This window comes from Bradyrhizobium sp. 1200_D9_N1_1 (assembly GCF_052075915.1).
GTDB lineage: Bacteria > Pseudomonadota > Alphaproteobacteria > Rhizobiales > Xanthobacteraceae > Bradyrhizobium > Bradyrhizobium diazoefficiens.
This window is the reverse complement of the sequence record NZ_CP197226.1, coordinates 6,296,444-6,310,242: the sequence shown is the minus strand read 5'-3', so window position 1 is coordinate 6,310,242 and position 13,799 is coordinate 6,296,444. Positions and strand designations below refer to the sequence as shown.

Here is a 13,799-nt window from a genome sequence, read left to right as displayed (position 1 = left end):
ACGAGAGGGGCTCTGAAAGGTGATGACCGGTCTTGGCGCAACGATGATCCGGGCGGGCAGGCGGCTTCTGTCGTCGCTGCCGGCGCTGTTCGGTGTGCTGGTCTTCACCTTTCTTCTGATGCGCGTTCTACCCGGCGACCCCGCGGTGTTCTTTGCCTCGGGGCCCAACGCCGGCAAGGAGGAGATCGAGCAGATCCGCAAGCAGATGGGGCTCAACAGGTCGGTGCCGGAGCAGCTCGTGTTCTACCTCTCAGACATCGGCCACGGCAATCTCGGCCGCTCCATGATGACCGGGCAGCCGGTGCTGAAGGATCTGCGCGAGCGGCTGCCGGCCTCGCTCGAGCTCACCTTCACGGCACTGCTGATCGCGCTGATCGCGGCGGTGCCGCTCGGCGTGGCCGCGGCGCTGCGGCCGGGATCGATCGTCGATCACGGCGTGCGGCTGTTCTGCGCGCTCGGCGTCTGCGTGCCGACCTTCGTGTCGGGCCTGCTGCTGATCTACGTCTTCTACTACCTGCTCGGGCTCGCGCCCGATCCCACGGGCCGGATTGACGTCTTCACCTCGCTGCCGCCGCAGCGCACCGGCTTCCTCTCGATCGATTTCCTGCTCGCAGGAGATTTTGAAGGCTGGTGGGCAGCTTGCAAGCAGCTGGTCCTGCCGGCGGTGAGCATGGCCCTGTTCGTGATCGCGCCGCTGGCGCGGATCACGCGCGCCTCGATGCTGGTTTCGCTCGGCAGCGATTTCGTGCGCACCGCGCGCTCTGTCGGGCTGTCGTGGCGCAAGGTGGTCGTCACCTATGCGCTGCGCAATGCGATTCTCCCCGTCATCACCATCGCCGGCATCGTATTCTCGACCATGCTGGGCGCCAATGTCCTGGTGGAGAAGGTGTTCTCCTGGCCGGGCGTTGCTTCCTACGCGCTCGATGCGCTCTTGTCCTCCGACTATGCGCCGGTGCAGGGCTTTGTGCTGCTGATGGCCAGCCTCTTTGTGCTGGTCAATCTCGTGGTCGATGTCTGCTACGGCATCGCCGATCCCAGGGTGTCGATCGAATGACCAGCGCAACCCTCCGCCATTCGGTCTGGATCCTGCGCGGCAATCCGCTTACGGCCGTCGCCGCGGCCGGCGTCTTTCTGTTCGTCCTGCTCGCGATCTTCGGCCCCTGGATCGTGCCTTACGATCCCGTGGTCTCCAATGTTTCGGAAGCGCTGCAGCCGCCGAGCGCAGCCCATCTCGCCGGCACCGACCAGCTCGGGCGCGACGTGTTCAGCCGCCTCGTGATCGCGGCGCGGCTCGACCTTGCCATCGCGGTCTCCGCGGTCGGCATCTCCTTCGTGATCGGTGCCGTTGTCGGCTCGTTCTGCGGTTATGCCGGCGGCAGGCTCGACCGGGGCGTCGGCCGCTTCGTCGACGTGATGATGGCCTTTCCGCTGTTCGTGCTCGCCATGGCCATGGTCGCAGCCCTCGGCAACCGCATCGAGAACATCGTGATTGCGACAGCGATCATCAATCTTCCGTTCTACATCCGCTTCGCCCGCGCCGAGGTGAACGTCCGCCGCAATGTCGGCTGGGTCGAGGCCGCGCGCGCCTGCGGCGAGAGCCATTTCTCCGTGGTGCTGCGTTTCCTGCTGCCGAACATCCTGCCGGCGATGGCGGTGCAGATCTCGCTCAATCTCGGCTGGGCCATTCTCAATGCCGCGGGCCTTTCCTTCATCGGTCTCGGTGTCAAGCCGCCGACGCCGGAATGGGGCATCATGGTCGCGGAAGGCGCGCGCTTCATCTCGACCGGACGGTGGTGGCTGGTGGCCTTCCCCGGCCTTGCGCTGATGCTGGCCGTGCTCTGCTTCAATCTCCTCGGTGACGGGATGCGGGACATTCTCGATCCCCGCATGCGCACATGAGCAAGGAACTGCTCAGGATCGACGACCTCCACGTCTCGTTCTCGACGCGGCGCGGCATGGTCGAGGCCGTGCGCGGGGTCACGCTCACCGTCGAAGCGGGCGAGATGCTCGGCCTCGTCGGCGAGAGCGGCTCGGGCAAGTCGGTTACGGGGTTCGCAACGACAAGGCTGCTCGATGCAGCCGGCCGCGTCACCGGCGGCAAGATCCTGTTTCGCGGGCAGGACGTGACAAAACTCCGGGGCGACGATCTCCGTCAGCTCCAGGGCGCCGCGATGTCCATGATCTTCCAGAACCCGCGCGCGGCGCTCAACCCGATCCGGGCGATCGGCTTGCAGATCGCAGACGCGATCCTCACCCACAAGCGCATCTCGAAGGACGCCGCGCGCGCCGAGGCGCTGGAGCTGCTGCGTGCGGTCCAGATCCGCGACCCCGAGGCGCGGATGAATGCCTATCCGCACGAGCTCTCCGGCGGCATGTGCCAGCGCGTGATGATCGCGATCGCGATCTCCTGCAATCCCGCACTGCTGATTGCCGACGAGCCGACCACCGGCCTCGACGTCACCACGCAGAAGGTGGTGATGGATCTTCTGGCGGACATCGCCGCCGCGCGCGGCATGGCGACGATCCTGATCACGCACGATCTCGGGCTCGCGGCGCGCTACTGCCGTCGCATCGCGGTGATGGAGCGCGGTCGCATCGTCGAGGAGGCCAGTCCCAGGATTCTCTTCACCACGCCGCAGCACGCCTACACCAGGCGCCTCGTTGCGGCATCGCCGACCGCGACGTCCCGGATCGAGGATCTCGTGACGGAGGAGGAGCGGGAAGGCTACGCGGCGGTTGTCAACATGCCGAGGCAGGAGCCCGCGCACGGTACGCCGCCGCTGCTGGAAGTGCGCAAGCTTGCCAAGCGTTTCGATCAGGGCTCCGCGGCGGTCGCGGATTTCTCGATGACGATGGCCGGCGGCGAGAGCGTCGGTCTCGTCGGTGAGTCCGGCTCGGGCAAGAGCACGACGTCGCGGATGATCTGCCGCCTGATCGATCCGAGCGAAGGCGACATCGTGTTCGACGGGCAGTCGATCGGTCATGTGGCGTCGCGTGATTTTCACCGCTCGTCCTTGCGCAAGGACATTCAGATGGTCTTCCAGGACCCGAACGAGAGCCTCAACCCGCGCTTCACCGCCTTCGACTGCATCGCCCATCCCCTGATGCGGCTCGACGGCATGCGGACGGGCGACGCGCTGCGCGCGCGGGTCGAGGAATGCGCGGAGCGCGTGGGGCTGCCGCTCGATCTCTTGCCGCGCTTCCCGCACCAGCTCTCCGGCGGCCAGAAGGCCCGCGTCGGCATCGCCCGCGCCATCGCCTGCCGGCCCCGGCTTCTGGTGCTGGACGAGCCGACCGCCGCGCTCGACGTCTCCGTGCAGGCGGTGGTGCTGCAACTGCTCGATCGCTTGCGCCGCGAGAACGACATCGCGCTGCTGTTCGTCAGCCACGATCTCAACGTGGTGCGCATGCTCTGCGATCGCACCATCGTGCTGCGCAATGGCGGCATCGTGGAACAGGGCGAGAGCCGGGCGCTGTTCGACAATCCGAAGACCGACTACACGCGCAAGCTGGTCGAGGCGATCCCGCATATCGAGACCGGGCCGACGCTGGCGGCGGCGCTTTGAGGTCTCGATCGACCCAAAGTCACGATGAGATCCCGCTGGCGAAGGCCTGGTTACTGGCATACCATTTGCACGCCAATGGGCTTCGGTTTCACTGCTCTTGGCCAATGATTGGCCGGCATCACGGCATTACTGGGAGGACTTCATGGACCGCAGGACCGTATTGAAGGGACTGGCTGGCGCAAGCGGCCTGGCATTGACGGGCGGCCTTTCGGCCCCGGCGATCGCCCAGGGTGCCGCGGCGCGTACCCTGCGCTTCGTGCCGCAGGCCAATCTCGCCAATTTCGATCCGATCTGGGGCACGCAATATGTCGTGCGCAACGCTGCGGCGCTGGTCTGGGACACGCTTTACGGCATCGATTCCTCGCTCCAGCCGCAACGCCAGATGGTGGAGTCCGAGGAAGTCACCGACGACGGTACGACCTGGACGTTCAAATTGCGGCCGGGGCTCAAGTTCCATGACGGCGAGCCGGTGCTGAGCAAGGACGTCGTCGCGAGCCTTACGCGCTGGTCGGCGCGAGATCCGATGGGGCTCATGATCAAGGCGCTTCAGCAGGAGCTGACGGCCGTCGACGATCGCACCTTCAAATGGGTGCTCAAGCAGCCCTTCCCGAAGCTGCTCTACGCGCTGGCCAAGAACAACTCGCCGTGCGCCTTCATCATGCCGGAGCGCATCGCGCAGACCGATCCGTTCAAGCAGATCACCGACTATGTCGGCTCCGGGCCGATGAAGTTCGCCAAGGGCGAATGGGTGCCCGGCGCGAAAGCGGTGTTCGAGAAGTTCGCCGACTACGCGCCGCGGCAGGAGAAAGCGTCGTGGCTGGCCGGCGGCAAGCAGATCATGGTTGACCGCATCGAATGGATCGTGATGCCGGATCCGGCGACCGCGGCCGCCGCCTTGCAGAACGGCGAGGTCGACTGGTGGGAAAGCCCGATCGCCGACCTCGTTCCGGTCCTGAAGAAGAACAAGAACATCAGCGTCGACATTGGCGATCCCCTCGGCAATGTCGGCTCGTTCCGCATGAACTTCCTGTATCCGCCCTTCAACGACGTGCGGGCGCGGCGCGCGGTGCTGATGGCAATGAGTCAGGAAGACTACATGCGCGCGATCGTCGGCGACGACACCGCGTTGTGGAAGCCGCTGCCCGGCTATTTCACGCCGGATACGCCGCTCTATTCCGAGGCGGGCGGCGAGATCCTGAAGGGCAAGCGCGATCTCGACGCAGCCAAGAAGCTGCTCGCCGAGAGCGGTTATTCCGGCCAGCCCGTGACGTGCCTCGTGGCGCAGGACCAGCCGATCACCAAGGCGCAGGGCGACGTGACCGCGGACCTCCTGAAGAAGCTCGGCATGAATGTCGATTTCGTCGCGACCGACTGGGGCACGGTCGGCTCGCGCCGTGCACAGAAGACGCCGCCGGGACAGGGCGGCTGGAACATGTTCCACACCTGGCATGCGGGCGCGGACTGCATCAACCCTGCGCCGTACACCGCCATTCGCGCCAACGGCGACAAGGCCTGGTTCGGCTGGCCCACCAGCCCCGGCACCGAAAAGGAGGTCGCGTCCTGGTTCGAGGCCAAGAACCTCGATGAGGAGAAAGCCGCCATCGGCCGCCTCAACAAGGCGGCGCTCGATGACGTCGTCTACGCGCCGACCGGCTTCTTCCTGAGCTACACCGCGTGGCGCAAGAACGTCTCCGGCATTACCAAGGGGCCGCTGCCGTTCTTCTGGGGCGTGTCGAAATCCGCATGATCGCGCGCTGAGGCCAGATGCTCTCCTACATCCTCCGTCGCATCGTCGCGACCTTGCCGGTGATGGCAATCGTCGCGCTGTTCGTGTTCAGCCTGCTTTACATCGCGCCGGGTGATCCGGCCGTGGTGATCGCGGGCGATCAGGCGAGCCCGGAGGATGTGGAGCGAATCCGCCAGAGCCTCGGTCTCGACCGGCCGTTCCTGATCCAGTTCGGAAGCTGGGTCTGGCGCATCCTGCACGGCGATCTCGGCACCTCGATCTTCACCAATCTGCCGGTCTCGACGATGATCGGGCAGCGTCTCGGACCGACGCTGTCGCTGATGATCGTCACGCTGCTGCTCACCATCGTGGTCGCGGTGCCGCTCGGCGTGGTGGCGGCGTGGAAAGCCGGCAGCCTGATCGACCGCGTCATCATGGGCTTTGCCGTGTTCGGCTTCTCGCTGCCCGTCTTCGTGGTCGGCTACATGCTTTCCTACATCTTCGCGCTCGAACTGGAATGGCTGCCGGTGCAGGGCTACACGCCGCTTGCCCAGGGCTTTTGGCCCTGGCTGGAGAACTTGATCTTGCCGGCGGTCGCGCTGGGCTGTGTCTACATCGCGCTGATCGCGCGCATCACCCGCGCCACCATGCTCGAAGTGCTGCAGCAGGACTATATCCGCACCGCGCGGGCCAAGGGCCTCGGGCAGGGCGGCATCCTGTTTGTTCACGCGCTGAAGAACGCGGCGGTGCCGATCGTCACCGTGATCGGGATCGGCATCGCGCTCCTGATCGGCGGTGCCGTCGTCACGGAAAGCGTGTTTGCGATTCCCGGCCTCGGCCGGCTCACGATCGATGCGATCCTGCGCCGCGACTATCCCGTCATCCAGGGGATCGTGCTGCTGTTCAGCTTCGTCTACGTCCTCGTCAATTTGATGATCGACGTCATCTATACGCTCGTTGACCCGAGGATTCGCTATTGACCGACACCACCGTCAACCCGCAATCGCTCCCGGCCGGTCTAGTCCTCGCGCCGCAACTGCCGGAGATCCTTCGGCCGGTCAAGATCCGGCGCGGCTTCATCGGCTTCCTGCGCGGTCATCCGACGGTCGCCATCGGCGGTGCGCTGCTGCTGACGCTGGTCCTGATCGCGATCTTCGCGCCTTATCTCGGAACGGTCGATCCGACCGCGCTCGCGCCAGCCAAGCGCACGCGCGCGCCGTCGGCGGACTACTGGTTCGGCACCGACGTGCTCGGCCGCGACATCTATTCGCGCGTGCTCTTCGGCGCGCGGGTCTCGCTCACGGTCGGCCTGTCGGTTGCGATGTTCGCGTCTGCGGTGGGCCTTGCCATCGGCATCGTCTCCGGCTTCATCCGCTGGGCCGACGGCATCCTAATGCGCTTCATGGACGGCTTGATGTCGATCCCGCCGATCCTGCTGGCGATCGCGCTGATGGCCTTGACGCGCGGCAGCGTCGGCAACGTCATCCTGGCCATCACCATCGCCGAGATCCCGCGCGTCTCGCGCCTCGTCCGCAGCGTGGTGCTGTCGCTGCGTGAGCAGCCCTATGTGGACGCGGCGGTGGCCTGCGGCACGCGCACGCCGATGATCATCCTGCGCCACATTCTGCCCAACACGCTCGCGCCCATGCTGGTCCAGGCGACCTATATCTGCGCCAGCGCCATGATCACGGAGGCGATCCTGTCCTTCATCGGTGCGGGAACGCCGCCCACCATTCCGTCCTGGGGCAACATCATGGCCGAGGGCCGCGCGCTGTGGCAGGTCAAGCCCTACATCGTGTTCTTTCCGGCGGCCTTCCTGTCCGTCACCGTGCTTGCCGTGAATCTGCTCGGCGACGGCCTTCGCGATGCGCTCGATCCGCGCATGGCCAAGAGCCTCTGATGTTGCGAGGCTGATCACGATGGCGCTGCTCGAAGTCGAGAACCTTCAGGCCCACTTCCGTACGCCCAGCGGCATCAACCGCGCGGTCGACGGCGTGTCCTTCCATGTCAACGAGGGCGAGACGCTCGCCATCGTCGGCGAATCCGGCTGCGGCAAGTCGGTGACCTCGATGTCGCTGATGCGGCTGATCCCGGAGCCGCCGGGCAAGATCGCGGGCAGCATCCGCTTTGCGGGCAGGGACCTCCTCAAGCTGTCCGACCGCGAGATGCGCGCCATCCGCGGCAACGACATCTCGATGATCTTCCAGGAACCGATGACGAGCCTCAATCCGGTCCTGACCGTCGGCCGCCAGATCCGCGAGACGCTGATGATCCATCAGGGCCTGGACAAGCAGGCCGCCGAGGCGCACGCGATCGAGATGCTGACGCTGGTCGGCATTCCCGAGCCGAAGCGGCGCGTGCGCGAATATCCACACCAACTCTCCGGCGGCATGCGCCAGCGCGTGATGATCGCCGTTGCGCTGGCGTGCAATCCGAAGCTTCTGATCGCGGATGAGCCGACCACGGCGCTCGACGTGACCATCCAGGCGCAAATCCTCAAGCTGATGCTCGACCTCAAGAGCCGGGTCGGTGCTGCGATCATCCTGATCACGCACGATCTTGGCGTCGTTGCCGAGATCGCCGAGCGCGTCATGGTCATGTATGCTGGCCGCAAGGTCGAGGAGGCGCCGGTCGCCGAGCTGTTTCGCTCGCCCCGGCATCCCTATACGCAAGGTTTGCTCGGCGCCGTGCCGCGGCTTGGTTCGTCGCTGACGGGCACCGCGAGACGGCTGGCCGAGATTCCCGGGCAGGTCCCCGATCTCCGCAAGCCGATCACCGGCTGCGTCTTCGCCGGACGCTGTGCGCTCGCGACCGATCTCTGCCGCCAATATGCGCCGGGGCTCGAGGAGAAGGGCCCACGCCACGTCGCGGCCTGTCATTACGCAGCGAAGGGAGCGGTCGCGGCATGAGTCCTCCTCTGCTCCAGGTCAACGACCTCAAGAAGCATTTTCCGGTCAACAAGGGCCTGTTCGGCCGCAAGTCCGAATGGGTGTATGCGGTCGACGGCGTGTCTTTCGAGATCGCGCGCGGCGAGACGCTGTCGCTGGTCGGGGAGTCCGGCTGCGGCAAATCGACGGTCGGCCGCGCCATCCTGCGGCTGTTCGACATCACTTCCGGGCAGGTGATCCTCGACGGCCAGCGCATCGACGATGCCGCGCCGGCCACGATGCGCCAGATGCGCCGGCGCGTGCAGGTCGTGTTCCAGGATCCGTTCTCCAGCCTCAATCCGCGCATGCGCGTGCGCGACATTCTCGCGGAGCCGATCCGCAATTTCGGCCTCGCCAAATCCGCGGAAGATCTCGAGGTGCGCGTCACGGCGCTGATGGACACCGTGCGCCTGCCGCGCGAGGCGCTGAACCGCCGGCCGCACGAGTTCTCCGGCGGTCAGCGCCAGCGCATCGGGATCGCGCGGGCGCTGGCGGCCGAGCCCGAGCTGATCGTCTGCGACGAGGCGGTCTCCGCGCTCGATGTCTCGGTCAAGGCGCAGATCGTCAACCTGCTCCAGGATCTCCAGCAGAAATTCGGCCTCGCGCTGCTATTCATCAGCCATGACCTCGCCATCGTCGAGCACATGACCCATCGCGTCGCGGTGATGTATCTCGGCAAGATCGTCGAGGTCGCGCCGCGCCGGGAGATCTTTGCCGCGCCGAGGCATCCCTACACCAAGGCGCTGCTCTCAGCGGTGCCGCTGCCCGAGCCGGGCGCCCAGCGCAACCCGATCATCCTCGGCGGCGACGTGCCGAGCCCGATCAATCCGCCGAGCGGATGCCGCTTCCACACCCGTTGTCCATACGTGTTCGACCGTTGTCGCACGGAAGAGCCGGTGCTTCGGACGACTGGACCCGAGCAGTGGGTGGCGTGCCACCTCGACGAGGCACTAGAGGCACCATAAGTTTAGAGGCATGGCATGCGGGATTTCGCCAGCACGCAGTGAATGCCCTTGTTGCCGTCGACCATCTGCGTGACCCGCAGGTCCGCGGCGATCGAGCAGAGCGTATAGGCATCCTGTGCGCCGAGGCCGCTGTGCTCGCGGATCAGCGCGATCATGTCGCGCAGCGCGGCCTTGGCCGCGTCGTCGAGATCCTCGTCAAAGCCCATGGTGATCCAGTCGGACGCCGTCTCGGCGCGGGGCGAGGTGAGGCGGAGATCGCGGCGGACGTGGAATTCGAAGGTGCCGGTGAGCGCCGCCTCGATCGCGGTCAGGCAGACTTCGCCGTCGCCCTGGAGCGCGTGGCCGTCGCCGGCGGAGAACAGCGCGCCCGGCACGAAGACCGGAAAATAAAGCGTGCTGCCGGCACCTAACTCCTTGTTGTCCATGTTGCCGCCGAATGCCCGCGGCTCCTTTGAGGACAATCGGCCCCAGGCGAGCGGCGGCGCGACGCCGAAATTGCCGAAGAAGGGGGAGAGCGGCAGCTCCTGGCCCCAGGGGAGTTTTGCGACGTTGCGCGCGCGGTCCAGCGGAATGTGGATGCGGCGGAACTCGGGGAAATCCTCAGGGAGAGTGCCGAGCGTCGGGACCTGGAGATTCCAGCCCCAATTGCAGCGCAGCTCGATGCTCAGCACGCGCACTTCGAGGACGTCGCCAGGCTCGGCGCCCTCGATGTAGACAGGCCCGGTGAGAAGGTGCGGCCCCGGACCGCGGAAGGCGCTTGCGAGCACCTCCGCATGTCCGGGCACGACGTCAAAACCGAGCGATGGATCGGGCAGGTCGTCCGGCTCGCCCGAGAGCGTCTCGATGGTCACGCGGTCTCCGGATGCGATCCGGAGCACCGGCTTCAGCCGTCCGTCCCAGAGTCCCCACTGGACGTTTCCAGGAGTGGATCGCAGAACGTAGTCCATGCCTTCACCGGCCTGCGCTGCTCGCAACGATCGAGGAGGGCGACGTGACGTGCTTGCCCAGCGCCAGATAGACCAGCCCCGAGACGCCGATCCCGAACAGCCAGCTCAGATCGGCTCCGCCCAGGAGGTTGATCGAGACCGGCCCCTGAAGCGCGCCGACCAGGCCGTCTTCCACCAGCCATCCGGCGACAAGGCCGGCGAAGAACGCGATCATGCCGGCCCAGTTGATGTCGCCATAGGCGCTGGTCTCCGGCGAGCGGTAGAGCTCGGCGACGTCGATCTTGCCCTTCCGCTTGAGGAAGAAATCCGCGAGCACCACGCCGGCCCACGGGCTCATCCACAACAAGAGGCTGATCATCCAGTTGTCGAACGCTTTGGCGAAGGACGGCGCGAAGATGAAATACAGCGTGACCAGATAGCCGGCGACACCGACGATGACGGTGAGCCAGAAGCGCGAGAACTTCAGCCCCGCGCTCAGCGCCGCCAGGGTCGCCGAGTAGACGTTGAGGATGTTGGTCGCGATCGGGCCATGCAGCACCATCAAGAGGACCAGGATGCTGACCGGCCCGCCGAACACCGCGCTGACCATTTTTGCGGGATCGGTGTCCAGCGTGGTCGAGGCGATGGTCGCGCCGAGGATGCCGAGCCAGACCGTCGGCACGAACATACCGACATAGCTGTACCAGAACACGGATTTCGACGGCACGCTTTTCGGCACGAAGCGCGAATAGTCGGAGGCCCAGGTGACCCAGGAAATGCCCCAGCCGACGCCGATCGCCGTCATCAGCAGGGTCAGCATCGCCAGATGCGCGCCCGGCGGCAGCGAGGTCGTGAGGCTCCAGTTGACGACGCCGGGGCGCGTCCAGGCCAGCACGCTCATCAGCACCATGATGGCGATGGTCGGCGGCACCGTGTATTTCTCGAAGGTGCGGATCGCGTAGAAACCGTACACGCCGATCAGGACCTGCGCCGCCATCACCAGCGTGATGATGACGATCTCGATCAGCCAGGTGTCGGGCACGCCGAACTGGCCAAGGATTCCGATCGAAACCTTCACCGGGAAGTAGGTGTTGACGCCGATCCAGCCGAGCGTCATCACGAACATCAGGATGCTGGGCAGGTAGGCGCCGCGGACGCCGAACGCGGACCGGCTCAGCACCATCTGGTTGACGCCGGTCTTGTGCCCCATCACGGTGAAGGTCGCGAAGATCGCGCAGCCGACGATGTTCCCGAGCACGATGACCGCGATCGTCTCCATCAATCCCAGTTTCAGGATGATGCCGAGCGCGCCGAGCGCCCAGTTGACCGGCGCGATGTTGGCGCCGGCCCAGATCCACATCTGCTGCGGTCCAGTCGAGTCCCGGTCCGCATCGGGAATTGGTTCGATGCTGTGAATATCAGCGCGAAGTTCGGAATCCGTCATGACATCCCCCAATACGAAGCACGCTTCGGATCGTTGCAGCATAAATCGTGCCATTGGTTGCACAACCGCCGGAGCAGGGCGTGCGCCGATGCCGGATGCAATAAGGTTTGCGCCGGATTGTCATTGGAAATTCAAGCGTGCCCTGAACTCACGCGCGGGTTCGCCACCGTGCCCGCGAGACGCTGATCTCCTCCGCGCGCTTGCGGGCGGGAGGCAAAAGACGTTGCACGGTCGTGCAGCGGTACGATGATAAATTAAGCAGCCCCACCCAAAAGCGCAGCAGCCGCTTCTAATCGAATAGGGAAGCGGCGCTGTCGCGACTTGGGTTGCCGGCCACGATGCGCTGCATCATTTCGATGAAGAGCGCCTGTTCCCGCTCGCTCAAATCGCCGAGCGTCGCACGATGCGCCCGCCGTGCCGCGCCCTCGATCTTGACCAGAAGCGCCGCGCCGGCCGGCGTCAATCGGCACAGGCGCGCGCGGCGATCGTCCTTGTTGATGGCGCGCTCGACCAGGTTCCGTGCAGCGAGCCGCTTCAGCGCACCGGTCGTCGTGGTCCGATCGAGGGCGATATCGGCCGCCAAAGTGGTCTGATCGGCGGTTTCGCGCACGGCCAGTGCCGAGAGCAGGCTGTATTGCAGCGGCGTGACCTCGAACGCGCCGCACGCTTCCTGAAACAGCGCGACGTGAATCTGGTGCAGCCGCCGGATCAGATAGCCGGGACGTTGCGACAATGGCCAGGGGCGGTGCTTGCCCCCGCTGCGACTTTTCCTGACTTGCCGCAATGCACGCTCTCCCAACCAAAACTCCGTCGCGCTTAGCTCGATTCGAACGCGGCTGCCACCGCCTGATCATGGCATGATGCTTGCTTTTGTCAAAATACGAAGCATACTTCGTATTTAAATGCGAAGCATGCTTCGTAATCCGGGGCGGGGCAACCGCCTGCGCGGGACCGAGGAGAGCGTCATGTCAGTTACTGCCAGCTTCGACCTTCTGCTGCGAGGCGGTCGCGTGATCTGTCCGGCCTCGGGCGTGGACGGCATCAAGGACGTCGCCATCCGGGGCGGCAAGATCGCAGCGGTCGCGGCGGATATCCTGCCGACCAGCGCCAAGGAGGTCGTCGACGTCGGCGGCAAGCTGGTGCTGCCCGGCCTGATCGATACCCATGCGCATGTCTATCAATATGTCTCCGGCCGCTTCGGCATGAACCCCGACATGGTCGGCGTGCACTCGGGCGTGACGACGTTGGTCGATCAGGGCGGTCCGTCCTGCATGACGCTGCCCGGCTTTCGTCATTTCATCGCCGAGCCCTCGGCCTCGCGCGTCTACGCCTTCTTGTCGGCCTATCTCGTCGGCGGACTGGAAGGACATTATTATCCGCAGCTCTATAGCCCCGACGGCGTCGACATCGATGCGACCGTCAAGGCGGCGACGGCCAATCTCGACATCGTGCGCGGCATCAAGGCCCATGCCGAGATCGGTGGCTTCGCGCGCTGGGGCATCCGCGTCATCGAGATGGCGGCGGAGATCGGCAAGCGCGCCGACCTGCCTGTCTATGTCCATTTCGGCCAGCTCTGGGGCCTGCCCGAAAGCGGCGCCAACGGCGAAGATGCCGACACCATCCTCACCCGCGTGATCCCGCTGCTCCGCGAGGGCGACGTTCTCGCCCATCCGTTCACGCGCCACCCCGGCGGCTTCGTCAACCGCGAGGGCGAGGTGCATCCGGTGATCCAGGCGGCGCTCGATCGCGGCCTGAAGGTCGATGTCGGCCACGGCAGCCATTTCTCGTACCGGCTTGCGAAGAAGGCGATCGCCGCCGGCATCATTCCGACCACGCTCGGCGCCGACATCCACGGCTACAACACCCATGTGCCCGCGCCGGCCGGAACGCCCGACGAGCACGAGGACGAGGAGAACCATCCCTTCGCGGGGCAGGCCAAGTTCAGCCTGGTCCAGGCGATGAGCTCGATGATGGCGCTCGGCCTGTCGCTCGAGCAGGTGGTGCCGATGGTCACCTCCAATCCGGCCAAAATGCTCGGCCGCAGCGCGGAGATCGGCGCGCTCAAGGTCGGCATGGACGCCGACGTCTCCGTGCTCTCGGAGAAGAAGGGGCGCTTCATCCTCAAGGACAACGAGCAGAACGAGGTGATCGCCGAGCGCCTGCTTCAGCCGGCCTTCTGCCTGCGTGCCGGCGCGCGCTTCGACGCGGTCGCACCGATCCTGCCGCAGGCCGTCGCGGCGTAAGG

At 65.7% G+C, this 13,799-nt stretch carries 12 protein-coding genes; 9 read left to right on the top strand and 3 right to left on the bottom strand.

All coding sequences use genetic code 11. The features are described 5' to 3' along the window. The first annotated feature begins 19 nt into the window (after window positions 1-19). The 8 genes from AB5K84_RS30410 to AB5K84_RS30375 all read left to right on the top strand — a co-directional run bounded on the left by AB5K84_RS30410 (window position 20) and on the right by AB5K84_RS30375 (window position 9,184). Window positions 20-1,054, top strand: a complete 1,035-nt coding sequence (locus AB5K84_RS30410) for an ABC transporter permease (protein WP_011086122.1) — start codon at window positions 20-22, stop codon at window positions 1,052-1,054. Beyond that, entirely contained in the window at window positions 1,051-1,899 is an 849-nt protein-coding gene (locus AB5K84_RS30405; RefSeq protein ID WP_011086123.1) for an ABC transporter permease, read from the top strand. The genes AB5K84_RS30410 and AB5K84_RS30405 overlap by 4 nt, the downstream gene beginning before the upstream one ends. Further along, complete coding sequence (gene nikE / locus AB5K84_RS30400; RefSeq protein WP_011086124.1) at window positions 1,896-3,566, top strand: nickel ABC transporter ATP-binding protein NikE; 1,671 nt, start codon at window positions 1,896-1,898, stop codon at window positions 3,564-3,566. The genes AB5K84_RS30405 and nikE overlap by 4 nt, the downstream gene beginning before the upstream one ends. 142 nt (window positions 3,567-3,708) lie before the next feature. After that, the gene (locus AB5K84_RS30395; RefSeq protein ID WP_011086125.1) at window positions 3,709-5,313 is read left to right on the top strand and encodes an ABC transporter substrate-binding protein; all 1,605 of its coding nucleotides are present in this window, start codon (window positions 3,709-3,711) and stop codon (window positions 5,311-5,313) included. A 17-nt stretch (window positions 5,314-5,330) separates the two neighbouring features. Then, window positions 5,331-6,272 carry an ABC transporter permease gene (locus tag AB5K84_RS30390; protein ID WP_011086126.1) on the top strand — a complete coding sequence of 314 codons (942 nt, stop codon included), beginning with the start codon at window positions 5,331-5,333 and terminating at the stop codon, window positions 6,270-6,272. Continuing rightward, complete coding sequence (locus tag AB5K84_RS30385) at window positions 6,269-7,192, top strand: ABC transporter permease (protein ID WP_011086127.1); 924 nt, start codon at window positions 6,269-6,271, stop codon at window positions 7,190-7,192. The genes AB5K84_RS30390 and AB5K84_RS30385 overlap by 4 nt, the downstream gene beginning before the upstream one ends. Before the next feature lie 19 nt (window positions 7,193-7,211). Further along, window positions 7,212-8,201 (top strand): ABC transporter ATP-binding protein, encoded by a 990-nt coding sequence (locus AB5K84_RS30380; protein ID WP_038966002.1) that lies wholly within the window; start codon window positions 7,212-7,214, stop codon window positions 8,199-8,201. Further along, complete coding sequence (locus tag AB5K84_RS30375; RefSeq protein WP_011086129.1) at window positions 8,198-9,184, top strand: ABC transporter ATP-binding protein; 987 nt, start codon at window positions 8,198-8,200, stop codon at window positions 9,182-9,184. Before AB5K84_RS30380 ends, AB5K84_RS30375 begins: the two co-directional genes overlap by 4 nt. Before the next feature lie 2 nt (window positions 9,185-9,186). Here AB5K84_RS30375 and AB5K84_RS30370 read toward each other — a convergent pair whose 3' ends face one another. The 3 genes from AB5K84_RS30370 to AB5K84_RS30360 all read right to left on the bottom strand — a co-directional run bounded on the left by AB5K84_RS30370 (window position 9,187) and on the right by AB5K84_RS30360 (window position 12,338). Next, window positions 9,187-10,131 carry an acetamidase/formamidase family protein gene (locus AB5K84_RS30370; protein WP_011086130.1) on the bottom strand — a complete coding sequence of 315 codons (945 nt, stop codon included), beginning with the start codon at window positions 10,129-10,131 and terminating at the stop codon, window positions 9,187-9,189. Between the two features lie 4 nt (window positions 10,132-10,135). Continuing rightward, complete coding sequence (locus AB5K84_RS30365) at window positions 10,136-11,554, bottom strand: cytosine permease (RefSeq protein WP_038966001.1); 1,419 nt, start codon at window positions 11,552-11,554, stop codon at window positions 10,136-10,138. A gap of 289 nt (window positions 11,555-11,843) precedes the next feature. Next, window positions 11,844-12,338, bottom strand: a complete 495-nt coding sequence (locus AB5K84_RS30360; RefSeq protein ID WP_051000287.1) for a MarR family winged helix-turn-helix transcriptional regulator — start codon at window positions 12,336-12,338, stop codon at window positions 11,844-11,846. A 181-nt stretch (window positions 12,339-12,519) separates the two neighbouring features. Here AB5K84_RS30360 and AB5K84_RS30355 point away from each other — a divergent pair, with 181 nt between their 5' ends. Further along, entirely contained in the window at window positions 12,520-13,797 is a 1,278-nt protein-coding gene (locus AB5K84_RS30355) for an amidohydrolase/deacetylase family metallohydrolase (RefSeq protein WP_011086133.1), read from the top strand. Window positions 13,798-13,799 lie beyond the last annotated feature (2 nt).

Bases quoted from the DNA above. Each gene is read 5' to 3' on its own strand.
- AB5K84_RS30390 (WP_011086126.1), top strand. From the start codon at position 5,331: ATGCTCTCCTACATCCTCCGTCGCATCGTCGCGACCTTGCCGGTGATG.
- AB5K84_RS30365 (WP_038966001.1), bottom strand. From the start codon at position 11,554: ATGACGGATTCCGAACTTCGCGCTGATATTCACAGCATCGAACCAATT.
- AB5K84_RS30395 (WP_011086125.1), top strand. From the start codon at position 3,709: ATGGACCGCAGGACCGTATTGAAGGGACTGGCTGGCGCAAGCGGCCTG.
- AB5K84_RS30375 (WP_011086129.1), top strand. From the start codon at position 8,198: ATGAGTCCTCCTCTGCTCCAGGTCAACGACCTCAAGAAGCATTTTCCG.
- AB5K84_RS30355 (WP_011086133.1), top strand. From the start codon at position 12,520: ATGTCAGTTACTGCCAGCTTCGACCTTCTGCTGCGAGGCGGTCGCGTG.
- AB5K84_RS30370 (WP_011086130.1), bottom strand. From the start codon at position 10,131: ATGGACTACGTTCTGCGATCCACTCCTGGAAACGTCCAGTGGGGACTC.
- AB5K84_RS30405 (WP_011086123.1), top strand. From the start codon at position 1,051: ATGACCAGCGCAACCCTCCGCCATTCGGTCTGGATCCTGCGCGGCAAT.
- AB5K84_RS30380 (WP_038966002.1), top strand. From the start codon at position 7,212: ATGGCGCTGCTCGAAGTCGAGAACCTTCAGGCCCACTTCCGTACGCCC.
- nikE (WP_011086124.1), top strand. From the start codon at position 1,896: ATGAGCAAGGAACTGCTCAGGATCGACGACCTCCACGTCTCGTTCTCG.